24 protein-coding genes are annotated in these 24,161 nt (G+C 62.0%); 12 read left to right on the top strand and 12 right to left on the bottom strand.

The window, feature by feature from the left end; genetic code table 11:
* Positions 1-12: 12 nt before the first annotated feature.
* Positions 13-675: an HAD-IA family hydrolase gene (locus H147_RS0112655; RefSeq protein ID WP_019955742.1), complete on the bottom strand. Its 663-nt coding sequence runs from the start codon at positions 673-675 to the stop codon at positions 13-15.
* A gap of 121 nt (positions 676-796) precedes the next feature.
* On the opposite strand from H147_RS0112655, the gene glmU reads away from it, so the two are divergent.
* Genes glmU through H147_RS0112635 form a run of 4 tightly spaced genes read left to right on the top strand, consistent with a single transcriptional unit; the run spans position 797 to position 5,175 of the window.
* Positions 797-2,140, top strand: a complete 1,344-nt coding sequence (gene glmU / locus H147_RS0112650) for a bifunctional UDP-N-acetylglucosamine diphosphorylase/glucosamine-1-phosphate N-acetyltransferase GlmU (RefSeq protein WP_026352487.1) — start codon at positions 797-799, stop codon at positions 2,138-2,140.
* 1 nt (position 2,141) lies between these two features.
* Positions 2,142-3,962, top strand: a complete 1,821-nt coding sequence (gene glmS / locus H147_RS0112645; RefSeq protein WP_019955740.1) for a glutamine--fructose-6-phosphate transaminase (isomerizing) — start codon at positions 2,142-2,144, stop codon at positions 3,960-3,962.
* Positions 3,962-4,504 carry a pyridoxamine 5'-phosphate oxidase family protein gene (locus H147_RS0112640; protein ID WP_019955739.1) on the top strand — a complete coding sequence of 181 codons (543 nt, stop codon included), beginning with the start codon at positions 3,962-3,964 and terminating at the stop codon, positions 4,502-4,504. The genes glmS and H147_RS0112640 overlap by 1 nt, the downstream gene beginning before the upstream one ends.
* Positions 4,501-5,175 carry a DNA alkylation repair protein gene (locus H147_RS0112635; RefSeq protein ID WP_019955738.1) on the top strand — a complete coding sequence of 225 codons (675 nt, stop codon included), beginning with the start codon at positions 4,501-4,503 and terminating at the stop codon, positions 5,173-5,175. Before H147_RS0112640 ends, H147_RS0112635 begins: the two co-directional genes overlap by 4 nt.
* On the opposite strand, the gene H147_RS0112630 is transcribed toward H147_RS0112635, so the two are convergent.
* Positions 5,176-5,619, bottom strand: a complete 444-nt coding sequence (locus H147_RS0112630) for a hypothetical protein (protein WP_019955737.1) — start codon at positions 5,617-5,619, stop codon at positions 5,176-5,178.
* An 86-nt stretch (positions 5,620-5,705) separates the two neighbouring features.
* Here H147_RS0112630 and moaA point away from each other — a divergent pair, with 86 nt between their 5' ends.
* Complete coding sequence (gene moaA / locus H147_RS0112625) at positions 5,706-6,710, top strand: GTP 3',8-cyclase MoaA (RefSeq protein ID WP_019955736.1); 1,005 nt, start codon at positions 5,706-5,708, stop codon at positions 6,708-6,710.
* Here moaA and H147_RS19710 read toward each other — a convergent pair.
* The 4 genes from H147_RS19710 to argE all read right to left on the bottom strand — a co-directional run bounded on the left by H147_RS19710 (position 6,707) and on the right by argE (position 10,956).
* Positions 6,707-7,942, bottom strand: coding sequence for an META domain-containing protein (locus H147_RS19710; RefSeq protein ID WP_019955735.1), 1,236 nt, complete (start codon positions 7,940-7,942; stop codon positions 6,707-6,709). The genes moaA and H147_RS19710 overlap by 4 nt on opposite strands.
* Positions 7,943-8,004: 62 nt before the next feature.
* Positions 8,005-8,655, bottom strand: a complete 651-nt coding sequence (locus tag H147_RS0112615) for an SAM-dependent methyltransferase (protein WP_375342053.1) — start codon at positions 8,653-8,655, stop codon at positions 8,005-8,007.
* Positions 8,616-9,779: a M20 aminoacylase family protein gene (locus tag H147_RS0112610; RefSeq protein ID WP_026352486.1), complete on the bottom strand. Its 1,164-nt coding sequence runs from the start codon at positions 9,777-9,779 to the stop codon at positions 8,616-8,618. The genes H147_RS0112615 and H147_RS0112610 overlap by 40 nt, the downstream gene beginning before the upstream one ends.
* Positions 9,780-9,795: 16 nt before the next feature.
* Positions 9,796-10,956, bottom strand: coding sequence for an acetylornithine deacetylase (gene argE / locus H147_RS0112605; protein ID WP_043699892.1), 1,161 nt, complete (start codon positions 10,954-10,956; stop codon positions 9,796-9,798).
* A gap of 208 nt (positions 10,957-11,164) precedes the next feature.
* On the opposite strand from argE, the gene H147_RS0112600 reads away from it, so the two are divergent.
* The 6 genes from H147_RS0112600 (at position 11,165) to H147_RS0112575 (ending at position 17,336) form a co-directional block, all read left to right on the top strand.
* Complete coding sequence (locus H147_RS0112600; RefSeq protein WP_019955731.1) at positions 11,165-12,169, top strand: ABC transporter ATP-binding protein; 1,005 nt, start codon at positions 11,165-11,167, stop codon at positions 12,167-12,169.
* Positions 12,162-13,190: an ABC transporter ATP-binding protein gene (locus H147_RS0112595; RefSeq protein WP_019955730.1), complete on the top strand. Its 1,029-nt coding sequence runs from the start codon at positions 12,162-12,164 to the stop codon at positions 13,188-13,190. Before H147_RS0112600 ends, H147_RS0112595 begins: the two co-directional genes overlap by 8 nt.
* Positions 13,191-13,214: 24 nt before the next feature.
* The gene (locus H147_RS0112590; RefSeq protein WP_019955729.1) at positions 13,215-14,939 is read left to right on the top strand and encodes a peptide ABC transporter substrate-binding protein; all 1,725 of its coding nucleotides are present in this window, start codon (positions 13,215-13,217) and stop codon (positions 14,937-14,939) included.
* Between the two features lie 124 nt (positions 14,940-15,063).
* Positions 15,064-16,071 (top strand): ABC transporter permease, encoded by a 1,008-nt coding sequence (locus tag H147_RS0112585; RefSeq protein ID WP_019955728.1) that lies wholly within the window; start codon positions 15,064-15,066, stop codon positions 16,069-16,071.
* The gene (locus H147_RS0112580) at positions 16,064-17,017 is read left to right on the top strand and encodes an ABC transporter permease (RefSeq protein ID WP_019955727.1); all 954 of its coding nucleotides are present in this window, start codon (positions 16,064-16,066) and stop codon (positions 17,015-17,017) included. The genes H147_RS0112585 and H147_RS0112580 overlap by 8 nt, the downstream gene beginning before the upstream one ends.
* 67 nt (positions 17,018-17,084) lie before the next feature.
* Complete coding sequence (locus H147_RS0112575; protein WP_043699858.1) at positions 17,085-17,336, top strand: DUF1289 domain-containing protein; 252 nt, start codon at positions 17,085-17,087, stop codon at positions 17,334-17,336.
* On the opposite strand, the gene H147_RS0112570 is transcribed toward H147_RS0112575, so the two are convergent.
* Both H147_RS0112570 and H147_RS0112565 read right to left on the bottom strand, forming a co-directional pair.
* On the bottom strand, positions 17,337-17,807 hold the full coding sequence (locus tag H147_RS0112570) for a Dps family protein (protein ID WP_019955725.1): 471 nt from the start codon (positions 17,805-17,807) through the stop codon (positions 17,337-17,339). It abuts the gene before it with no gap.
* A gap of 60 nt (positions 17,808-17,867) precedes the next feature.
* On the bottom strand, positions 17,868-18,239 hold the full coding sequence (locus H147_RS0112565; RefSeq protein ID WP_019955724.1) for a hypothetical protein: 372 nt from the start codon (positions 18,237-18,239) through the stop codon (positions 17,868-17,870).
* 152 nt (positions 18,240-18,391) lie between these two features.
* Between H147_RS0112565 and yghX the strand changes: the two genes are divergently transcribed.
* Entirely contained in the window at positions 18,392-19,279 is an 888-nt protein-coding gene (gene yghX, locus H147_RS0112560) for a YghX family hydrolase (protein WP_019955723.1), read from the top strand.
* A gap of 179 nt (positions 19,280-19,458) precedes the next feature.
* On the opposite strand, the gene H147_RS0112555 is transcribed toward yghX, so the two are convergent.
* From H147_RS0112555 to H147_RS0112540, 4 genes are all read right to left on the bottom strand, one after another.
* Positions 19,459-20,217, bottom strand: a complete 759-nt coding sequence (locus H147_RS0112555; protein ID WP_019955722.1) for an ATP-grasp domain-containing protein — start codon at positions 20,215-20,217, stop codon at positions 19,459-19,461.
* 231 nt (positions 20,218-20,448) lie between these two features.
* A complete protein-coding gene (locus tag H147_RS0112550) occupies positions 20,449-21,975 on the bottom strand; it encodes an NAD(P)(+) transhydrogenase (Re/Si-specific) subunit beta (protein WP_019955721.1) in 1,527 nt (508 codons plus the stop codon).
* A gap of 14 nt (positions 21,976-21,989) precedes the next feature.
* Positions 21,990-23,564 (bottom strand): Re/Si-specific NAD(P)(+) transhydrogenase subunit alpha, encoded by a 1,575-nt coding sequence (locus H147_RS0112545; RefSeq protein WP_019955720.1) that lies wholly within the window; start codon positions 23,562-23,564, stop codon positions 21,990-21,992.
* A 105-nt stretch (positions 23,565-23,669) separates the two neighbouring features.
* A complete protein-coding gene (locus H147_RS0112540; RefSeq protein WP_019955719.1) occupies positions 23,670-24,119 on the bottom strand; it encodes a methyltransferase family protein in 450 nt (149 codons plus the stop codon).
* Positions 24,120-24,161: the final 42 nt, after the last annotated feature.

Here is a 24,161-nt window from a genome sequence, read left to right as displayed (position 1 = left end):
GATTTATGGGCGCTATCCGATCAGCCGCGCGACGACGGCGGGCAGGTCGGCGAAATCGTCGATGATGGCGTCCGCTTCGAGCGCGAGCACGGTCTCTCTGCCCTGCCCGAAGGTCACAAGCACGGACGGGACACCCGCATTGCGCGCGGTGTCGCGGTCGGTGATTGTATCGCCCACCAGCAGGGACCGCGCGGGATCACCGCCTGCGCGGCGCACCGCCTCGATATGGTGCAGGGGGTCGGGTTTGCGCACCTTCAGCGTATCGGCCCCGATCAGGGATGCGAACTGGTCGCGCACGCCAAGGCTTTGCATCAGGGTTTCGGCGAGGGCGGCGGGTTTGTTGGTGGCGATCCCCACAGCGTAACCGCTGGATTTGAGCGCCATCACCGCCTCCATGGCGCCGGGGTAAAGGACGGTGTGCACGTCGATGGCCTGCGCGTAGGCCTCCAGCAGCAGGGGATACTGGCGGTCGATCTCGGCCTCGTCGATGCCTTGCAGGCGCGAAAACCCCAGACGCAGCATCGCCCGCCCGCCACACAGCGCCGTCGCGGCGTCAGTGGCGGGGTCGAGCATATCGCCCAGCCCCAGATCGCGGAAACAGGCATTGGCCGCGGCAATCAGGTCGCCGCTGGTATCGGCAAGCGTGCCGTCGAGGTCGAAAATCACGGTGCGCATGGGCGGCCTTTCAATGCTGCGGTCCCGCCATCTGTAACGCGCTGTAAACTGATGTGAAGCCCCTGCCCTTGTGATAATCGAAAAGGCCAGTAGAACGCAGGCAATGAATAATGGGGCAGATATGGCAAACGCAGTGATTATCCTTGGCGCGGGGCTTGGCACGCGCATGAATTCGGACCTGCCCAAGGTGCTGCACCCGATCGCGGGCGCGCCGATGCTGGTGCATGCGATGCAGGCCGCGATGGTGCTGGACCCTGCGCGCCGCGTGGTTGTGGCAGGGTATGAAGCCGCACAGGTCGAAAAGGCCGCCCTTGCCTATGATCCCGATGCAACAGTCGTGGTGCAGGCCGAACAGCTGGGCACGGCCCATGCGGTAGCCCAAGCCAAAGCGGCGCTTGCGGATTTCGACGGCGACGCGCTGGTGCTTTTTGGGGATACGCCCTTCATCCGCCCCGATACGCTGGAGGCGATGATGGAGGCCCGAGGGACCCATGACATCGTGGTTCTGGGGTTCGAGGCGGAGGACCCTGCCCGCTATGGCCGCCTGATCCTGAACGATGGCCAGCTTGACCGGATCGTCGAATACAAGGATGCGACAGAGGCAGAGCGCGCCGTGACCCTGTGCAATTCGGGTGTCATCGCCGCCGATGCCGCGACGTTGTTCGATCTGGTCGCTGCTGTCGGCAATGCCAATGCGGCGGGCGAATATTACCTGACCGATATCGTCGCCATCGCCCGAGCGCGTGGTCTGACGGCGACCGTCGTCGAATGCGCCGAGGCGGAAACCTTGGGCATCAATTCGCGGTTCGAGCTGGCACAGGCCGAAGCCCTGTTTCAGAACGCCGCGCGGATGACCGCACTTGACGATGGCGTCACCCTGATCGCCCCCGAAACGGTCTATTTCGCCTATGACACCGTGATCGGGCGCGATGCGGTGATCGAACCCAACGTCGTGTTCGGCCCCGGTGTGACGGTCGAATCCGGTGCCACGATCCGCGCCTTTTCGCATCTTGAGGGCTGCCATGTCTCGCGCGGGGCAATCGTCGGCCCCTACGCGCGCCTGCGCCCCGGTGCGGAACTGGCCGAAAACACCCGCGTCGGCAATTTCGTCGAGGTCAAGAATGCCGTGATTGCCGAAGGCGCCAAGGTCAACCACCTGTCCTATATCGGCGATGCCGAGATCGGGCCGCGCAGCAATATCGGCGCAGGCACGATCACCTGCAATTATGACGGCGTGTCCAAGCACCACACGAGTATTGGGGCGGATGTGTTCATCGGGTCGAACACAATGCTCGTTGCCCCCGTCAGCGTGGGCGATGCGGCGATGACGGCCAGCGGATCGGTCATTACCCGCGACGTGCCGCCGGGCGATCTGGCCGTCGCGCGGGCGCGGCAGGAGAACAAAGCAGGCTTTGCGGTGCGGCTGTTCGACAAGCTGCGCGCGAAAAAGACGAAGGGTCACTAAGATGTGCGGTATTGTTGGCGTTCTGGGCAATCACGAAGCCGCCCCCCTGCTGGTCGAGGCGCTGAAGCGGCTTGAATATCGCGGCTATGACAGCGCGGGCATTGCCACGATCAACGGCGATGTGCTGGACCGCAGGCGGGCGGTGGGCAAGCTCGTGAACCTGTCCGATTTGCTGGTGCATGACCCGCTCGCAGGCAAGGCCGGCATCGGCCACACCCGCTGGGCCACGCATGGTGTGCCGAATGCAGGCAATGCGCATCCGCATAAATCCGGCGGTGTCGCGGTCGTGCACAACGGGATCATCGAGAATTTCCGCGAACTCCGCGCCGATCTGGCCGCCGTTGGCATCGCGCATGAAACCGATACCGATACCGAAACCGTGGCTTTGCTGGCCAATCACTTCATTAGCCAAGGCATGTCGCCCCGCGACGCGGCAGAGGCGACCATCGCCCGCCTGCACGGGGCCTATGCGCTGTGTTTCCTGTTCGAAGGGCATGACGACCTGCTGATCGCCGCGCGCAAAGGGTCACCCCTGGCCATCGGGCATGGCGATGGCGAGATGTTCGTGGGCTCGGATGCCATAGCGCTCGCCCCCATGACTGACCGGATCACCTATCTGGAAGAAGGTGATTGGGCGATCGTCACGCGGCACAGCCTCGAAATACGCGATGCGGCGGGCCAGTTGGCCAACCGCGACCAGCGCCAGATCCATATCGACGCGGCGACGGTGGACAAAGGCGGCTACAAGCATTTCATGGCCAAGGAAATCGCCGAACAGCCGCAAGTGCTGCAAGGGGCGCTGAACCATTACATCAACGCGGATGCAACCGCGATGACCCTGCCCGAAGGCCTCGATTTCACCGAAGTGAACCGCCTGACCATGGTCGCCTGCGGCACGGCTTTCTACGCCTGCATGGTTGCGAAATACTGGTTTGAACAGGTGGCGGGCCTGCCGGTCGAGGTCGATGTCGCCTCTGAATTCCGCTATCGCGAACCGCCTGTGACCGAGGGCACCATGGCGATTTTCGTCAGCCAGTCGGGTGAAACGGCGGATACGCTTGCCGCCCTGCGCTATATGGCGGGCAAGGCCAGCAAGATCGTATCGGTCGTCAATGTCCCCGAAAGCAGTATCGCGCGCGAAAGCGATATCGCGCTGCCGATCCTTGCGGGCGTGGAAATCGGCGTCGCCTCGACCAAGGCGTTCACCTGCCAGCTGACGACGCTGGCCACACTGGTGCTGCATGCCGCCCGCCAGCGGGGCCGGATCGACGATGCCGGCCTTGCGGGCAAACTGGCCGCCCTGCGCGGCTTGCCGGGGTTGATGAATACCGCCTTGGGGATCGAGGACCGCACCATCGCGCTGTCCCGCGATCTGGCCGAGGCGCGCGATATCCTGTTTCTTGGGCGCGGGGCGATGTACCCGCTGGCATTGGAAGGTGCGCTGAAACTGAAGGAAATCAGCTATATCCATGCCGAAGCTTATGCATCCGGCGAATTGAAGCACGGCCCCATCGCGCTGGTCGATCCGCATGTGCCGGTCATCGTCATGGCCCCGCGCGACAGCCTGTTTGAAAAGACCGTCTCGAACATGCAGGAAGTCATGGCGCGCGGCGGCAAGGTGCTGCTGATCACCGACAGCCAAGGTGCGGCAGAGGCAGGCGACGGTGTCTGGCAGACGCTGCTGATGCCATCTGTCGATCCGTTCCTTGCGCCGATCCTTTATGCGCTGCCTGCGCAGCTCTTGGCCTATCACACGGCCATCGCCAAGGGGACGGATGTGGACCAGCCCCGCAATCTCGCGAAGTCAGTGACGGTGGAATAATGGGCAAGCAATTTGCAGAACTCTCGGACGCCCATCAGGCGTTCATCGCGGCACAGCCGATGTTTTTCACCGGCACGGCGGCGCGCGATGGCAAGGTCAATATCTCGCCCAAGGGGATGGACAGTCTGCGGGTGCTGGATGCGACCACCATCGCCTATGTCAACGCCACCGGCAGCGGGAATGAAACGGCGGGGCATCTGCTGGACCATCCGCGCATGACGCTGATGTGGTGCAGTTTCGACAAGAAACCGCAGATCCTGCGCACCTATGGCACAGCGCGTGCGATCCATCCGCGCGATGTGGAGTGGGCCGATTTTGCCGCCCGCCTGCCCAACCTGCCCGGCGCGCGGCAAATCTATGTGCAGACGATCGACATGGTGCAAACCTCCTGCGGCTATGCCGTGCCGTTCATGGAAAAGGTCAGCGAACGCGACACGTTGCGCCACTGGACCGAGGACAAGGGGCCAGAGGGGATTGCAGCCTATTGGAAAGACCGCAACCAGACCACCTTGGACGGGTTGCCGACGAAAGTGATCGAATGACCGTTGACGACGCACTCTCCGCCCTTGGCACCGACCCCGCAAAGGCCGCCGAGATGGCGCGCCATCACAAGGTGGAGCGTACCTATCTGGGTGTATCGACGCCCGCAATCAACGCCATCGTCAAGGACTGGCGCGACGCGTTAGATTTGGAAGCACGGCTGGGGCTGGCAGCGGAACTCTGGGCCAGCGACGTGCATGAAGGCCGGATCGCGGCCGCGAAACTGCTGACGCAGGCGCGGATCAGGCCGGATGATGCCGGCGCATGGGACATGATCGTGGCGTGGGTGCCGCAGTGTGATGGCCCCGCCATTGCCGAACAGGTTGCCATCGCCGGGCAGAAACGGCTGGTGGCGGACCCTGCCCGCTTTGATGCGCTGGAACCTTGGGTTGCGGCGGATCATCTGTGGACGAAGGCAGCGGTGCTGGCCTTTACCCTGCCATGGACCAAGCAGAACAACCCCAAAGCCGCCCATCTGGCGCTGCGCGACCGCGCGCTGGACTGGGCCGGGCAGCTTGCCGGTGATCCGCACAAGGTGATCCAGACAGCGCTTGTCGATTGGCTCGCAAGCCTTGCCAAACACGACCCCGCCACGGCGCAGGCCTTTGTCGACCGGAATGGGGCGGCGTTGAAGCCCTACGCGCTGAAATCCGCGCGGCACCGGCTGGGCTGATCAACGCAGGACGGTCAGGTCCACCAGCCCTGTCAGCGGTGCCTCGATCAGGCGCATCGCGGCAAGGCTGATCTGGCTGCCCGATCCCGCCGCCCCGCCTGAAGGACGCAGTTCAGCGTTGATCGTGCGACCCTGATAGCGGATGCGGCCTTGGGTCACGGCGGTCACCAGCGGCGTTTTCAGCCAGATGCCCGGTTCGGTCGGTGACCCAAGTGTGGCAATGGTATTGCCAATCTCTGCCCCACCCGCCGATACCTGCGTCGCGGCCTGCCGTTCGGCGGCTGATGTGGTGTCGAACTGTTCCACAGTGCGCGCCGTGCGGGGTGGCGCCGGTGGCAGCGTCATGGCGGGGATCGTCGCGACCTCCTCTGCGACGGGCGCCTCGACAGCGGGCATTTCACAGGCGGCAAGCGCGATGAGCGGCAGGATCAGAATTTTTTTCATGGTGCCACGATATTGTGCACGCAACGGGGGTGCAACGCCTCTCGCGCCGCTTGCGCAATGGGGCGCCCATCCTTAGCTTGGACCCTATGAATGCCCCATTGATCGACCCATTCGCGCGCGCCATTTCCTACCTGCGGGTGTCGGTGACCGACCGCTGCGATTTCCGCTGCGTGTACTGCATGTCGGAAAACATGACCTTCCTGCCCAAAAAAGACCTGCTGACGCTGGAAGAACTGGACCGGCTCTGTTCAGCCTTCGTGCGGCTGGGCGTGAAAAAGCTGCGGATCACGGGCGGCGAACCTTTGGTACGGCGCGATATCCTGACCTTCTTTCGCGCCATGGGGCGGCATCTGGACAGCGGCGCGCTGGACGAGTTGACGCTGACGACCAACGGCAGCCAGCTGGAAAAATACGCAACCGACCTTTACGCCGCCGGTGTGCGACGGATCAACGTGTCGCTGGATACACTCGACGAGGCGAAATTCGCGCGGATCACCCGCTGGGGGAAGCTGCCGCAGGTTTTGCGCGGGATCGACGCGGCACAGGCGGCGGGACTGCGGGTCAAGATCAACACCGTGGCGCTGCAAGGCTTCAACGAGGATGAGTTGTTCACCCTGACCGACTGGTGCGCGTCGCGCGATATGGACCTGACCTTTATCGAGGTGATGCCGATGGGCGATATCGGCAACGAGGACCGGATCGGGCAGTACTGGTCGCTCAAAGACCTGCGCGCGCGGCTGGCGCAGCGCGGCACGCTGACCGATCTGCCCGACCGTACCGGCGGGCCTGCGCGCTATGTCCGCGTGGATGCGACCGGCCAGAAGATCGGGTTCATCACGCCGCTGAGCCATAATTTCTGCGAAAGCTGCAACCGCGTGCGGATCACCTGCACCGGCGAGATATACACCTGTCTTGGGCAGGAAGGCCATTCCGATCTGCGCGCGCCCCTGCGCGGGTCAGAGGCCGACCACGATCTGGAAACAGCGATCCGTGCGGCGATTGCCCTGAAGCCGAAAGGCCACGATTTCGACTATTCCCGCCAAAAGGTCGACGGTCAGGTCAGCCGCCACATGAGCCATACGGGGGGCTAAGGCGCGCTGCCGTCTGTGGCGGCGCGTGCCGTGATGACCGGCCCGTCCGGCCCCAGCAGCACCAGCGCGCCGCCGTCGTCAATGTCATAGCCAGTGACCTGCGCCAATGCGGCAAAGAACAGCCGTTCCTGCGCCATGACCTGACCGGCACAGGCCATCATGGTGGCGCCGGACTGGCGGATATTCAGCGTCTCGCCCGTCAATTGATAGCCTGCGAACCATCGGTTGCAACCACTCGATCCGGCGACACGGCCACCCGCATCAAAGCCAAGCGTGACGCGGCTGCTGGACAGGACATCCTCGTCCAGAATGCGGTCCACGACCCATGTCCGCTTTTGCAGCAGGCCACCCACGCTGCCACCGCATCCGGTGATCATCTCGTCGCCCATCGCAAGGCTGACCGTCTCGGGATAGGGCAGCCCTGTCATGCTGTCGCGGCAGATCATCGCATCGCGCTGCAGCACCGCACGCTGCCCCCTTTCGCTGTCTGTGGCGATGACGATGATCGCGCCGTCCTCTTGAAGCGTCGCCTCGGTGACCGGCAGCGTCAGATCCTCCATCCCGAGCCGGGTCAGCGTCAGCGCGCCCGCGTCCACTGTCACCGTCCAGAACGGTTCATTGCCGCGTGCGGTATAGGCAGTGCGTGGTTCCGGCAAGCTGAGACGGCATTCAGGCACGTCTGTGCCGTTCAGTGTGATTGTCGCCGTATCACCCCGTGACCAGAATGACGTGTCGCTGTCCACCGCCGCAAAGCGCGCGCCGGACGCGACTGGGACAGGGTCCAGCACCAGCCGTGCCGCGCCTGTGTCCACGATCAGCCTGTCACCGGCGAACCCCGTCCGCACGACCAGATCGTCGCAGCGGAAGGTCGCGGTGAAACCAAGCGGTTGATATCGGTACAACTGAAGATCGACACCCGCGTCACCCACCGCCATCACCGGATCGCCCAGCCAGACCAGATCGAAGCCAAGCATGATCCCCGCGCGCAGGATCACGTCGGACTGCGCCCTGACCTGCACGGCAAACGGGACAGGAACCTGCTGTCCGTCCGTCGGCATCCGCGCATCGGCGATCAGGCGGCCATCGGTCCCCAACACCTCGACCAGCAGGACCGCATCGGGCGGTAACGCCATGCGGTCCAGATAGCTGACCTGCCCCGAGACAGTCCTGCTGCCCTGCGCGAATGCGACGATTGGCAAAAGGGCAATCAGAACGGCAAGCAGGTGGCGCATGGATTTCTCTCCTCTCAGGACTTGTGCAGCCTAGCGGCAATCCCGCAAGGGGTGAAGCGTGATCAGACGGGCGGTGACGCCTCTGGCCTGCGGGCGATGAAATCGATCAAGGCGGCAGGCCCGACATGGCCGCTGCCTGCCTGTTGGTGGCGGTCGTAGGATGCGCAGCGTTCGATGTGCCAGCCTGCGAAAGCGTCATGCAGCATGGCTTCGGTATACATGTTCTCGACGAATGGCGGCCCGCCAGTGCCGCGCCCGATCTGTTCGGGGCGGTAGCCATGCAGCAACAGCCGACCACCCGGGCGCAGCGCACGGGTCATGTCGGCGAACTGGCGCGCGCGCAAAGCAGGGTCAGCGAACTGGATGAAGATCGCGGCGACCATGTCGAATTGCTGCGACCAATCCCAATCGCCCCAGCCCGCCACATGCGCCTGCACCGCCACACCCGCATTGTCGGCCAGCGCCTTTGTCCGCCCCACGGCAGTCTGCGACAGATCAAATGCCGTCACCGCCATGCCGCTTTGCGCCAGATGGACGGAGTTGCGCCCTTCGCCGTCTGCCACGCAAAGCACGCTTTGCCCCGGCAGCGCCAGCCACGGATTATCCGCCAGCACCGCCGCGGGGGCGGTGCCGAACAGGTAGTCATTGCTGGCGCTGTAACGCTCTTCCCACATCAGGCGGCGGGCATGCGTTGTTCGACGATCCCGGCCCACCACGAACAGCCTGCGGGGATCGCGTCGTCGTTGAAATTGTATTCGGGGTGATGCACGGACGCGCCGTCGCCGTTGCCGACAAGGATATAGGCGCCGGGGCGTTCTTCGAGCATGAAGGCGAAATCCTCACCGCCCATGACCAAGGGCGCATCCTCGCAACCGCCCGACACCGACCGCGCGACTTCGGCGGCAAAGGCGGTCTGGTCCTCGTGGTTGACCATGCAGGGATAGCCGCGGTGGTATTTTATCGCGGCCACGGCCCCGAACGCGCCCGCCGTGCCTTCGCTGATCGCTTTCAGCCGCTTTTCGGCCAAATCGCGCATGCCCTTGGACATGGTGCGCACCGTGCCCTTCATATGCACGCGTTGGGCGATGACGTTGAACGCCTTGGACGACGATTCGATCGATGTGACGGACACGACAACCTGATCCACCGGGTCGGCATTGCGGCTGGCGATGGATTGGAGCGCCGTGATCACATGCGCCGCGACCAGCGTGCTGTCCACGGTTTCCTGCGGCTTGGCGGCATGGCCGCCCTTGCCTTCGATGATGATCTCGAACTGGTCGGTCGCGGCGAAAAACGCACCCGGACGGATCGCAAAGCTGCCCACCGGACGGCCCGGCCAGTTGTGCATGCCGTAAACTTCGGTGATGTTCCAGCGGTCCATCATGCCGTCCTCGCACATCTCGCGCCCGCCGCCGCCGCCTTCTTCGGCAGGCTGGAAGATCACGACAACCTGTCCGTCAAAGTTGCGCGTCTCGGACAGGTATTTCGCCGCCCCCAGCAGCATCGCAGTATGTCCGTCATGGCCGCAGGCATGCATCGCGCCGGGGGTTTTAGAGGCGTAGGCCAGCCCTGTCGCCTCAAGGATCGGCAGCGCATCCATATCGGCGCGCAGGCCGATCACCTTGCCGGATGTATCCGTCTTGCCTTTGATGACGCCGACGACGCCGGTGCGCCCGATGCCGGTGACCACCTCGTCACAGCCGAATTCGCGCAGCTTTTCGGCGACCAGCGCCGATGTGCGGTGCGTCTCGAACAGGATTTCGGGGTTTTCGTGCAGGTCCCGTCGCCAGGCGGTGATTTCGGGCAGCAATTCGGCAAAGCGGTTCTTGACGGGCATCATTTTCTCCTAGGGGTTATTCGGCCAGCAGATCGACAAGGCGGGCCATGAAGGCCTCGCCCTGCTGGAACTGTGCCACGCCGACATATTCGTTGGGTTGGTGGGCTTGTGCAATGTCGCCGGGGCCGCAGATCACGGCGGAATAGCCGTGGTCCTGAAACTGTCCGGCTTCGGTGCCGTAACTGACGACGCTGCTGGCATTTTCGCCGGTCAGGCGACGGACCAGATTTTCCGCGCTGCCGTCCTGTTCGGGGACAAGGCTGGGGACGTGAAAGAATTTCTCGGCGGTGATAAAGGTTTCTGGCCGCACGGCCCGCATATCGGCCTCGATCTCGGCGATCTTGGCGTGCAGGCGGGTTTCCCACATGGCGATATCCTCGCCCGGGACCAGCCGAAAATCGAGCACGAAGCGGCAATCCTTGGCAGTGATGTTGTTGGCAGTGCCGCCCGCAATCGTGCCAACGTGCAGCGTCGTGTAGGGCGGAAAGAATTGCGCGGCCAGTTCGCTGGGCGCGGCTGCGGCATTTTCGGCGTTCACCTGATTCGCCCAGTCGATCAGGCGCGCGCCCATCATGATCGCGCTGACACCCGTGGGGGCAAGCGAGGAATGCACCTCGAATCCCCGCACATGGATGCGGAAACCGACCGCACCCTTGTGGCTGGTCACGATCTTCATCATCGAGGGTTCGCCCACGATGACGGTATCCGCACGCGGCAGGCCATGGCTGACCATATGGTCGATCATGGGCGGCGCGCCTGTGCAGCCGACCTCTTCGTCATAGCTGAGCGCGATCTGAAGCGGGCGTTTCACCCCGCGCTGCGCCGCCTGCCCCATCGCCCAAAGGGCCAGCGCGTCAAAGCCTTTCATGTCGCAGGTGCCGCGCCCGTAAAGGCGGCCGTCCTTTTCGGTCACGACAAAAGGATCAGTGTCCCATGCCTGCCCGTCGACAGGCACGACATCGGTATGCCCAGACAGCACGACCCCGCCATCCACCGCAGGGCCGACATGGGCGTAAAGCGCGGCTTTGTTGCCGTCGTCATTGGGCACGATGGTGCTGTCGATTCCGAAATCCGCCAGATATTCCTGAACGAAATCAACAAGTTCAAGATTGCTGTCGCGGCTGACCGTCGGAAAGGCGACGAGCCTGTCCATCAACTGGCGTGCGGTCAAATCCATGAATGTCCTTCCTTTGCTGCCGATAATTCCGCCATCCACAACCTGCATCGCGCAAACGGCCAGCACGTGCACTGTTGCGCGCGCCGCGCCGGGCTTCAAACAGAAATCGTCTTGCGGGAACCGATTTTAATGATAGCGTCTGTCAATCGCGAGTCCACTACGGGCTTGACGCCAAAAACAAAAAATGGACCGCCCGGGGAGGTTCTAGATGCCCAATGTGGCCCAGCCTGTGCTGGATGTGCAGGATCTGAAAACGGTTTTCAGAACGCGTGGCGGCGAAGTGCATGCCGTCAACAATGTAAGCTTCTCGTTGAAGCCGGGCGAGCTTTTGGGTGTGGTCGGCGAAAGCGGATCGGGCAAATCGGTGACGATGATGTCGCTTCTGGGATTGTTGCCCTCGCCGCCTGCCGAAATCCGGCATGGCACCGTCATGTTCGATGGCAGGGATCTGCTGAAGATCAAGCCTCAGGCGCTGCGTGCGGTGCGCGGCGGGCAGATCGGATTCGTGTTTCAGGACCCGATGACATCGTTGAACCCCGTCTACACCGTCGGCATGCAGATCATGGAACCCCTGCGCAAGCACATGGGGCTGAGCAAGCGCGCCGCCGCCACCCGTGCGCGTGAATTGCTGGAACTTGTCGGCATTCCCGATGCGCAGCGCCGCCTTGATGATTATCCGCACCAGTTTTCCGGCGGCATGCGCCAGCGCGTGATGATTGCCATTGCGCTCGCCTGCGACCCCAAGGTGCTGATCGCCGATGAACCGACGACCGCACTTGATGTGACCATTCAGGCGCAGATTCTGGAACTGATGCAGGAATTGCGCGAAAAGCTGGGCATGGCCGTGATCTGGATCACGCATGATCTGGGTGTCATCGCGGGTATCGCGGACCGTGTGCTGGTCATGTATGGCGGGCAGATCGTCGAACATGCGCCCGTCGCGGACCTGTTCCGCGACCCCCAGCACCCCTATACCCGCGCCCTGCTGAAAACGATTCCCTCGATCAGCGGCGAACGCGCCAAACGGCTGACGGTGATCGAAGGGCAACCGCCCCTGATGCTGGCCGCCCCAGATGCCTGCCCGTTCCGCGCGCGCTGCGACGTGGCCTTTGCGCGCTGCGCGGTGGAAAACCCGCCGCGCTATGACGTGGGCCATGGCCATGACGCGGCCTGTTTTTATGATGCGCGCACGGGGGCACCACGCCATGCTTGACGACACGCCCAAACCGCTGGTGCGCGTGCGCGACCTCAAGATGCATTTTCCGATCCATGCGGGCCTGCTGCGCCGCCGCGTGGGCGAGGTGAAGGCCGTCGATGGCGTCAGCTTCGACGTGATGGAAGGCGAGACGCTGGGTCTAGTCGGCGAATCGGGCTGCGGCAAATCCACCTGCGGGCGCGCCGTGCTGCGGCTTTACGATATCACGGCGGGCGAGATTTCGATCGATGGCCGCGAGATCGGAACCATGTCGCAGACCAAGCTGCGCCCGATCCGGCCGACGATGCAGATGGTGTTTCAGGACCCGCAAGCCTCGCTCAACCCGCGCATGACGGTCGAGGCGATCATCCGCGAACCGCTGGACGAACACACCAGCCTCAGCATGGCCGAAAAGACCGCCAAGGTTGCCGAGCTGATGGATGCGGTCGGGCTGAACCGCAAATTCGCCAAGCGCTATCCACATGCGTTTTCCGGTGGCCAGCGCCAGCGGATCGGGATCGCGCGGGCGTTGGCGCTGAACCCCAAGTTCATCGTCTGCGACGAACCGATCGCCGCACTCGACGTGTCGATCCAGGCGCAGGTCGTAAACCTGCTCGAAGATTTGCAGGAACAGTTCGGCCTGACCTATCTGTTCATCAGCCACGATCTGTCGATGGTGCGCCATATCGCGACGCGGGTGGCGGTGATGTATCTGGGCAAGATCGTCGAGCTTGCCCCGCGGGAGGCGCTTTATCGTGACCCGCTGCACCCCTATACCAAGGCGCTGTTGTCCGCCGTGCCGGAACCGGACCCGGCGCTGGCGCGCACATCGGGGCGGATCATCCTTCAGGGTGACGTGCCATCCCCATCGAACCCGCCCAAGGGCTGCAATTTCTGCACCCGTTGTCCGGCGGTGATGGATCTCTGCAAAGAGATCGAGCCCGATTACAGGCAGGTCCAGCCCGGCCGCTTTGTGGCATGCCACCTGTATAACGAAACCACGACCACTGCCGACCAAACGGCAGGGACCGGGGCATAAGAGCGTCAACAAGGAGAAGACCAAATGAAACTGAAAACAGCCCTGATGGGTGCCGCCGCAGCGGTCGCATTCACGCCCTTGGCATTCGCCCAAGAGCATGACGGCGTCCGTGGCAGCTCTGGCCACCTCAACATCATCTATTGGCAGGCGCCATCCATCCTGAACCCGTTCCTGTCGGGCGGCACCAAGGATGTCGAAGCCTCCTCGATCATCCTCGAGCCGCTGGCGCGCTATGACAACACCGGCGCGCTGGTCCCCTATCTGGCAGAGGATATCCCGACCGTCGCCAACGGCGGCGTCTCCGAAGACTTGACCACGATCACATGGACCCTGAAAGAAGGGCTGCTGTGGTCCGACGGCACACCCGTGACCGCCGCTGATGCCGTGTTCACCGCCGAATACTGCATGCATCCCGAAGGCGGCTGTGCGCAGCTGTCCAAATACAACGGTGTCGAAAACGTCGAAGCCGTGGACGACCGCACGATCCGCATCACATTCGCCACGCCACAGCCGAACCCCTATGGTCCGATGGTGGGCGGCCAGTCCCCGATCCTGCAAGCGGCGCAATTCGCCGATTGCCTTGGCGCACGTGCCCCTGAATGCACCGACGCCAACTTTGGCCCGATCGGCACAGGCCCCTTCGTGGTGACGGATTTCCGCACCAACGACGTGATCCAGCTCGAAGCCAACCCCAACTACCGCGATGCCAGCAAACCGGCCTTTGCAACCGTCACCTTCAAAGGCGGCGGTGATGCGACAGCAGCGGGCCGTGCCGTGCTGGAGACAGGCGAATTCGACTACGCGTGGAACCTGCAACTTGCCCCCGATGTGATCCAGTCGATGGCAGCCGCCGGCATGGGCACGCCCGTGTCTGCGTTTGGCACGCTGGTCGAACGGATCGAGATGAACCTGACCAACCCGTCGCCTGATCTGCCGCCGGAAACACGGTCCACCGCAGCGGAACCACATCCTTTCCTGTCGGATGAAAACGTCCGTCGCGCGTTGTCCATGGCGATCGACCGCGAATTGCTGGTCGAGGTGGGCTACGGTCAGGCTGGCCGCGCGACCTGTAACCTTGTGCCGGGGCCGGAAATCTATGCCTCGCTCGACAACACGGGCTGCCTTGTGCAGGACATCGACGGGGCCAATGCCCTGCTGAACGAAGCAGGCTGGATCGACAGCAACGGCAACGGCATCCGTGACAAGGACGGCGTGGAACTGAACATCCTGTTCCAGACATCCACCAACGCCGTGCGGCAGGATTTCCAGGCGCTGATCAAGGACATGTGGGACCAGATCGGCGTTGAAACCGAATTGCGCAACATCGACTCGTCGGTGTTCTTCGGCGGTGACCCGGGGTCGCCCGATACGTTCGAAAAGTTCTACGCCGACGTGGAAATGTATGCCAACAACTTCGACGGCACCGATCCGCAGGCCTATCTGGCCGGCTATACCTGCGAAAAGGCACCCCGCCCCGAAACGCAGTGGCAGGGCGAGAACATCAACCGGTTCTGTGACCCCGCCTATGACGCGCTGGTCGCCGAATTGCAGCAGACCGCTGACATCGACGAACGCGGCCGCATTGCGCGCCAGCTCAACGACATGCTGACCAAGGACAGCATGGTCATCGTGCCGCTGGTCGACCGTGGCCGTGTGTCGGCCCATGCCAACAGCCTCGGCGGTGTTGTCCTGAACACATGGGACAGCGAATTGTGGAACGTCGCTGACTGGTTCCGTATCGCGGAATAAAGAACCAACGCGCCCTGGACCCCGCGCCGGGGCCTCTGCCACCGCAGCGGTGCAGAGGTCCCGGATCAGGTCCGGGACGCGCCTTTCTCCTCAACTTTTCACAGCCCTGACCCGAGGCGTTGCAATGCTGATCTACACCTTTCGCAGATTGCTGATATCCATCCCGACGCTTCTGTTCATCGCTTTCGTCATCTTCATGTTGCTGGAACTCGCCCCCGGCGATCCAATGGCGCAAATGCCCCTGACTATCCCCCCCGAGGTGAAAGAGGCGATGCGCATCGCGCTCGGGCTGGGAGAGCCGTGGTATGTGCGCTTTCTGCTCTGGCTGAACCAGTTTTTCATCGTGGAACCGCAACACTGGATCGATCAGGCCTTTGGCACCAGTTTCGCCGAAGGCAAGCAGCGCATCATCAGCTTTCAGTCGCGCAGCCCGGTGTTCGACACGATCGCACAGCGGCTGCCGCAGACGCTCTGGGTCGTGGGCATGTCCTATGTCGTGGGCGTGCTGATCGCCCTGCCCATCGGGATCATCAGCGCGTACCGACAATATTCGGTCTTTGACCAAGCCGGAACTTTCGTGTCGATGATCGGCTTTTCGGTGCCGCCATTCTTTTCGGGCGTGCTGCTGATCGTGATCTTTTCGGTGCAGCTGGGCTGGCTGCCGTCGATCTATGACACCACCTTGGTCGTCAATTCATGGGACACGTTCAAGCAGCAGATGATGCAGATGGTGATGCCCGTCATGGTGCTGGCCTTGCAGACCACAGCCCAGGTCAGCCGCTATATGCGCGCCTCCATGCTCGACAACCTAAGCCAGGACTACGTCCGCACCGCACGTGCCAAGGGCATGAGCGAAAGTGTCGTCGTGCTGAAACACGTCTTGCGCAATTCGATGATCCCCGTGGTGACGGTCATCGCGCTCGGCATCCCGTCGATCTTTGGCGGGGCGATCATCACCGAACAGATCTTCAAGGTGAACGGGCTTGGCCAGTTGCTGATCCTGGCGCTGCAAGGGTCCGACATTCCGATGGTGATGACGATCACCTTCCTTCTGGCCGTGCTGATCGTGCTGATGAACCTGATCGCCGATGTGCTTTACGGTGTTCTCGACCCGAGGATTCGCTATGAGTGACCTGACAACCAGCGCGCCCGCGGCCGCGCCGAAACCCCGCAACCAATGGCTTGACGTCTGGGCGCAGTTCCGCACCCACAAGGGGGCCGTTCTGGGGCTTGGGTTTTTGGCCTTCATCACGCTTTTTGCGGCCCTTGGGCCGACCCTCTGGGGGGTCGACCCCGGCGATCTGGATATCCGCAACAAGGATGTGCGGCCGATCTATCACATGCTCTTCGACAGCGACGCCAAGGTGTCTTGGGCGCATCCGATGGGGACCGACAACCTTGGCCGCGACATCATGGCCAATATCATGCAGGGCGGACGGATCTCGCTGGCCGTGGGCTGGACCGCGATGATCCTCGCCGTTTTCATCGGCACGCTGGTCGGTGTGCTGGCGGGCTATTTCCGCAAGGCGGACGGGCTGCTCATGCGGTTCACCGATCTTGTGCTGGCGCTGCCCTTGTTGCCCTTGCTTTTGGTCATGATGCTGTTGTTCCGCGATCCTTTGCGCGCGGCCTTCGGACCCGAGAACGGGATTTTCATCCTGATCGTCGTTGGCATCGGCATCACAAGCTGGATGCAGACCGCGCGGATCGTGCGGGGCGATATCATGGCACTGAAGGAACGCGAATTCGTGCTGGCCGCGCGCAGCATCGGCACGCCATCGCGGCGGATCATCACGCGGCACCTGCTGCCGAACGTGCTGTCGCCGATCATGGTATCCGCGACACTGGGTCTGGCGACCGCGATCATCACGGAATCGGCGTTGTCCTTCCTTGGCCTTGGATTTCCGTCGGATTTCCCGACATGGGGCAAGATCCTGTTCGACAGTGTGGACCGCATGACCGCCTTTCCCGAACGGGTGATCTGGCCGGGCCTTGCGATCTCGCTGACGGTGCTCGCGGTGAATTACATCGGCGACGGGTTGCGCGACGCGCTTGACCCCAAGATCAGAGGTTTGTGAGCGCAGGGCGATTGACATAACCGACAGAAATAGTCAGATATTCGCGATCATCAGCGAGTATCAGACCATGGCCGCCAAGACTCCGTCCCCCTGTATCGACGTGTGCAAGTTTCGCCGCGAGGGCCATTGCATCGGCTGTTCGATGACCAAAGCGCAGAAATCCATGTTCAAGGCGCTGAAAAAGCCCGCGTATCGGGCGGCTTTTGTGACCATGCTGATGGCGCAACAGGCGATCATGGGCAAATATGGCCATTGGCGGCGCGCCTACGAAAAAAAATGCGCCAAGAAAGGCGCATCTTTTCCCGAAGACGTCGGTTGATCAGGCCAGGTGCGCGCGTAGCATCCAGGCGAATTTCTCATGCGTCTGACCGCGTGCGATGCACAGGTCTTCGGTCAGCGCATCGCCATGTTCGGCAGCCAGTTCGCCTGCGGCGGCAATCGTCGCGGCCAGTGTTTCCTGGGCCTGTTGCAACGTCTTGACCATGGTGCGGTCATCGGCGTCGCCTTCGTATTCAGCGACCTTGGATCGTTTGATCATTCCCGCAAGCGTGCCTTCGGCATGGGCATCCAGCGCCCTGATCCGCTCGGCCAGTTCATCCTGACCCGCGAAATGGTCTTCATAGATGTCCTGGAACAAGGCGTGCAGCGATCCAAAGGCCATGCCTTTTACGTTCCAATGAAAATTCTGCGCCAGCATCGTCGTCACAAGAGTCTCTGCGACACATTGGTTCAGCGCGTCGGCGATGGCAGTTTGTGCAGTGGGGCTGAGGTCTGTGGCTGTCTGTGTCATCTGTGATCTCCTTTGGTTGTTTGAATAACGTTCTGGTCGCTGGTATCGTTCCCTGCGCGGTCAGGCTTGCTGCGCTGCGGAACTGCGGCCCGTTCCGGTGCCCGCGTCATGAGCGGCCTTGCAGATCAGAAAATGCAACCGCGACGCCCGTTCGCGCGACATCCGACTGTGCAGCGCAAAGCGATAGCGCGCCACATCGTTCTGGCGCACGGCATCAAGCAGGTTTTCCAGCCAGATTTCGTCAAAGGATTTTTCCGCCGCCGTCGGCTCGTGGAACTTCATCCGCCGCCCCAGCGCCTCGGGCAGGGCGGCCAGCAGGTCCTGCATCGGGTCTCCGGTGGTCATGCCGCTCAGACGGGCCCTGCGCCCGGCACTGCGGACGACATGCCGGATCGGGTCGACGGGCGGCTGCGTATGGGCGGTGGACGACATCTGCGACTCCTATTCCCGACAAATATAGTCAACCAAAGAGCCTGTGGCAACCGAAACCACCCAACACCCTTGTGACTTGCCCGGCGACCGTTCCGGCCTAACCTTGCGTCAAGGTCGGCAATCGGTCGGCCATCCCAACAGGAGGCACCACGATGACCCGCATGACCGCCAAGGATTTCGATCAGGATCTGCTGGATCTTTATGATTTCTACGCCCACGGCAAAATCAGCAAACGCGAGTTTCTGGACAAGGCGGGCCGGTTTGCCGTCGGCGGCATGACCGCGATGGCGCTGTTGCAAATGCTCAGCCCCAATTACGCGCTGGCCGAGCAGGTCAGCTTCAACGACCCCGACATCGTGCCGGAATACATCATGTATCAGTCCCCGAAAGGCCATGGCGAGGTGCGCGGCTATCTGGTGAAACCCGCCGCGGCGACAGGCCCCCTGCCCGCCGTGCTGGTGATCCACGAAAACCGCGGGCTGAATCCGTATATCGAGGATGTCGCCCGCCGTCTGGCCAAGGCGGGATTCATGGCGCTGGCCCCCGACGGGCTGACATCCGTAGGCGGCTATCCCGGCAACGACGCCGAAGGGCGCGATCTGCAAAGCACGGTGGACCCGGAACTGCTGATGAACGACTTTTTCGCGGGGTTCGAACACCTGATGGGCCGCGACGACAGCACCGGCAAGGTGGGCGCGGTCGGGTTCTGCTATGGTGGCGGGGTCGTCAACGCGCTTGCCGTGGCCTATCCCGAAATGGCGGCGGGTGCGCCTTACTACGGGCGTCAGGCCGCTGCGGCAGACGTACCGCGCATTCAGGCGCCGCTGCAATTGCACTATGCCGCCTTGGACGAACGTATCAACGAAGGCTGGCCTGCTTACGAGGCGGCGTTGATCGAGAACGACAAGATCTTTAAGGCTCACATCTATCCCGACGTGAACCACGGGTTCCACAACGACAGCACACCCCGCTATGACGAGGCAACGGCGGAACTCGCGTGGGACCGCACGGTTGCGTGGTTCAACACCTATCTGGTCTGAAACGCAAAAGGCCCGCCGTGATGGCGGGCCGGTGCGGTGGGCGGATGGGGGTGGGTCCAAAGAGGTTCAATGCCTCAATCCCGCCAAGTCATCTCGTGGGTGCGCACGATATGCTATTCTTACGCCTAGCTGATGTCCCGTTGCGGACGACGTGTGAATTCGCTGCACATGCGCGAATGTCAGTTTCTAACGCGGCCGTCCGAGAATGCGTCGATTGACGACACCAGTTTCAATAGGTCGGCCGCATAGAAACCTGCCGCATTGATGCAATTCGTTTCGAGCATCTTAAGTCCATGGTCGGTGCGGCAGATGTCGACAACGTAGGCGGAGGAATAATCCGGGTTTGCCATCACTAGAGCCCCTGCAAACTCTAGGGCATCGTCATCAATCTCATGCCGATAAACGACGCGTGATCCCTCCTTGTAGAGTGAGAAAGTAACAATCTCGTCTCTGACCACCCAGAGCCGCCATTCTTTGAGAATGCGAACGGGCTCAGTGAACATCAATTCTGTATCGTGACGCAGCGAGCCCTTGGGTATCTCGTGCTCCGTCAGAGCGAGCACCTTGTTAGCCAAGCCAATGATTTCACCTGCAGTCATTACCCTTCCAGGCACTTCTTTACTGTCTTCAACTGGGCGCAGAAACCAGTTTTTCCCGTCGTCGCGAAGCTGTTCCGGAACATCTCGCAGCGTTAAGAAAAGAGCGTCCGCGCCATTAAGAAGGAATGGATGCCACGGTTTTTCTTGCACAAAAGGCCTAATCTTGAAGACGCCGGGCTTAAGATCCTTAGCCTGTGCATACCGCCACAAGGTATATGAACCGAACATGACAACGGCATTCGGGTCGTCGATCATAGGAACCGGTGTCAGTTCGCCGACGAATGGAACGACTTTGTGGCACGTGTACGGGATTTCCAGCCGATCAAGTGCATCGGCCATTTTTCGAGTGTCTTCAAAATCTTGAAGTATCCATTGGATTTATTCGTGCTCAACTCTGACAACCTAGCTCCGAACATAGTGAACATTATTCCTTCTATTGCTCAACAGCAGACATTCGCGCACCGTTCAGCATCAAGGACTATCGGCCCAATGCAGCCATTCCCAAACATCCGCCCCACGCAAGGCAAAAGGCCCGCCGTGATGGCGGGCCTTCTTTTCAGCGCATCAAAATCAATCAATCTTGGGCAGCAGTTCGTCCAGCGACTTTTTTGCGTCGCCATAGAACATCCGCGTGTTTTCCTTGTAGAACAGCGGGTTCTCGATGCCGGAATAGCCGGTCCCCTGCCCGCGCTTGGACACGAACACCTGTTTGGCCTTCCAGCATTCCAGCACCGGCATCCCGGCGATGGGGCTGTTGGGGTCGTCTTGGGCGGCAGGGTTCACGATGTCATTGGACCCGATCACGATGGCCACGTCGGTCGAGGGGAAATCATCGTTGATCTCGTCCATCTCCATCACGATGTCATAGGGCACCTTGGCCTCGGCCAGCAGCACGTTCATGTGGCCCGGCAAACGGCCCGCGACGGGGTGAATGGCGAAACGGACATTCTTGCCCTTGGCGCGCAATTTGCGGGTCAGTTCCGCGACCGCCGATTGCGCCTGTGCCACGGCCATGCCGTAACCGGGGATGATGATGATGCTGTCGGCCTCGTTCAAGGCCGTCGCGACACCATCGCTGTCGATGGCGATCTGTTCGCCCTCGACCGCCATCTGTTCCCCCTGCGGCCCGCCGAAGCCACCCAAGATCACCGATACAAAGCTGCGGTTCATCGCCTTGCACATGATGTAGGACAGGATCGCACCGGAGGAGCCGACCAGCGCGCCGACCACGATCAACAGATCATTGCCAAGGCTGAACCCGATCGCCGCTGCAGCCCAGCCCGAATAGCTGTTCAGCATCGACACGACGACAGGCATATCCGCCCCGCCGATCCCCATGATGAGGTGATAGCCGATGAAAAGTGCGGCCAGCGTCATCAGGAACAGCGGGAAGAAACCGCCGGTGTTGAAATACCAGATCAGGCAGAGCACCGAAACCGCAGCGGCGCCGGCGTTGAGCATATGCCCGCCGGGCAGTTTCGCAGCGGCGGTGTTCACCTTGCCCGCGAGCTTGCCATAGGCGATGACCGATCCGGTAAAGGTGATGGCCCCGATGAAGATACCAAGGAACAATTCGACCCGCAGGATATTGATCTCGACCACGGTTTTTTGTGCTATCAGCGACGCAAACGAGCCTAGATTGCGCAGTTGAGTAGCCAACTCCGCCGCGCGGGGATTCTCGAAGACCATGCCTGCGGCAGGCCAGACAAATGCTTCTGGCGGAAAGCCGCCAAGGGCCGAGAATTCGGCAATCAGTGCTGCCACGCGCACAATCTCGAAATGCGCGATGAACCCCACCAGCACGGCGGCCAGACCGACAAGACTGTGCATCGCCGCGACCAGTTCGGGCATCTGCGTCATCTGCACCTTGGTCGCCAATTGATAGCCGATGACCCCACCACCCGCGATCAGGATCAGCGACAGAAACCAGAGCCCCGCACCGGGGCCGAACAAGGTGGCCGATACCGCGAGCGCCATGCCCGCCATGCCATACCAGACCGCGCGCTTGGCGCTTTCCTGCCCGGACAGACCGCCGAGGCTGAGGATAAAGAGAATTGCCGCGACGACGTAGGCCGCTGTTGTGAAACCGTATTCCATTGCTCTTTACCCCTTTACGACTTCTGGAACATGGCAAGCATGCGCCGTGTGACCAGAAAGCCGCCGAAAATATTGATGCCGGTCATGAAGACCGCCAATGCCGCAAGGAACACGACCAGCCACGACCCCGACCCGATCTGCGTCAGCGCACCCAGAATGATGATCGAGGAAATCGCGTTCGTCACCGCCATCAGCGGCGTGTGCAGGCTGTGGGCCACACCCCAGATGACCTGAAACCCAACAAAGACCGCCAGCACGAAGACGATGAAATGCTGCATGAAGCTGGCGGGGGCCACCAGACCGACACCCAGCAGCAGCACCGCACCCACGACCAGCAGCGTGACCTGATTGCGGGTCTGCGTCTTGAAATCGGCGGTTTCCTTGGCGCGCTTTTCGTCCGCCGTCAATTCCTTGGGCTGGTTCTTTTTGGCGACCTGCGCGATGGCGTTGATCTTGGGCGGCGGCGGCGGGAAGGTGATCGCGCCCGCATGGGTCGCCGTGGCACCCCGGATCACGTCGTCCTCCATGTTGTGCACTGGCACACCGTCTTTGCCGGGTGTCAGGTCGGTCATCATATGGCGGATGTTGGTGGCATAAAGCGTCGAGGCCTGTGCCGCCATCCGGCTGGGATAATCAGTATAGCCGATGATGATGACACCATTGTCGGTGACGATCCGTTCGTCCTTGACCGTCAGCTTGCAGTTGCCGCCGCGTTCGGCGGCAAGGTCGATGATGACCGAACCGGGCTTCATCGAGGCAACCATGTCGGGCGTCCACAGCTCCGGCGCATCACGGCCGGGGATCAGCGCCGTGGTGATGACGATATCCATATCAGGCGCGATTTCGCGGAACTTGGCCAGTTGGGCCGCCGCGAATTCGGGGCTGGAGACAGAGGCATAGCCGCCCGTTTTGGCGCCATCCTGCTGTTCTTCCTCGAAATCGAGGAACACGAATTGTGCACCCATCGATTCGACCTGTTCGGCGACTTCGGGACGCACGTCGAAAGCATAGGTGATCGCACCTAGGCTCGTGGCCGTCCCGATCGCGGCCAAGCCTGCGACACCCGCGCCTACGACCAGCACCTTGGCGGGCGGCACCTTGCCTGCGGCGGTGATCTGGCCAGTGAAGAAGCGGCCGAAATTGTTGCCCGCCTCGATCACGGCGCGATAGCCCGCGATATTGGCCATCGACGACAGCGCATCCATTTTCTGCGCGCGGCTGATGCGCGGCACCATATCCATCGCGATGACGGTCGCACCCTTGGCGTTGGCGGCCTCCATCAAATCCTTGTTCTGCGCGGGATAGAAGAAGGAAATCAGCGTCTGGCCTTCACGCAGGCGCTTGACCTCGACATCCTCGGGGGGGCGGACCTTGGCGATGATATCGGCGGCCTTGTAGAGGGCGGCAGCGGTCTTGACGACCTCGACCCCGGCCTCCTTGTAGGATTGATCGGTGAAGCCCGCAGCCACACCGGCCCCGGTTTCGATCACGCAGTCATAGCCCAGTTTTTGCAGGTCTTTCGCCGAAGCAGGCGTCATGGCAACGCGGTCTTCGCCGGCAAATATCTCTTTTGGTGTGCCGATTTTCACGGACCATCCCCCATATTTGTGTCAGCAGTCAAATCCGACTTAGCGCGCGAAAGATTGTTTCACAAGGGAAGGGCTGCAAAGTCCGTTCCTGTCGTGCGCTAACAGTCACAGCCAGCGGCGGGTCTTTTCGCAGTAGCGCGCAAAATCGGCGCGGAACTTGCGGCGCAGGCGGTTTTCCTCGGGCACGATGAACCGTTGCGTGATCGTCGCCACGAACAAGGCCACCAGCAGCAGCGCGACAGGCGCATCCCAGCGCAGGGCCAGCCCCGCAAGGATCAGCGCATCGCCCAGATAGATCGGATTGCGGCTGCGTGAAAACACCCCCGTCGTGACCAAGGCGTCCGCTTCCATATGCGGGATCACCGTGGTCTTGCGCTTGCGCATCTCGGCCACGGCCAGCAGCATCAGCACCAGACCAGCGCCCACCAGCAGGCCGCCCAGCAAGTCCAGCGCCGGATGGCTGATGGCCAGCACCTGCGGCTGCAGCACGCTGATCTGCCACGCCATGACAAGCGCCAGCACAAGCCAGACAGGAGGAATGTCGATCCATTTCATAGCTGACGTTGTGACCCGCCGCTTTGCCCTTGTCCATGCCCG

This window comes from Yoonia vestfoldensis DSM 16212 (assembly GCF_000382265.1).
GTDB lineage: Bacteria > Pseudomonadota > Alphaproteobacteria > Rhodobacterales > Rhodobacteraceae > Yoonia > Yoonia vestfoldensis.
The sequence above is the reverse complement of the archived record's forward strand: the minus strand, read 5'-3'. Positions and strand labels throughout refer to the sequence as shown.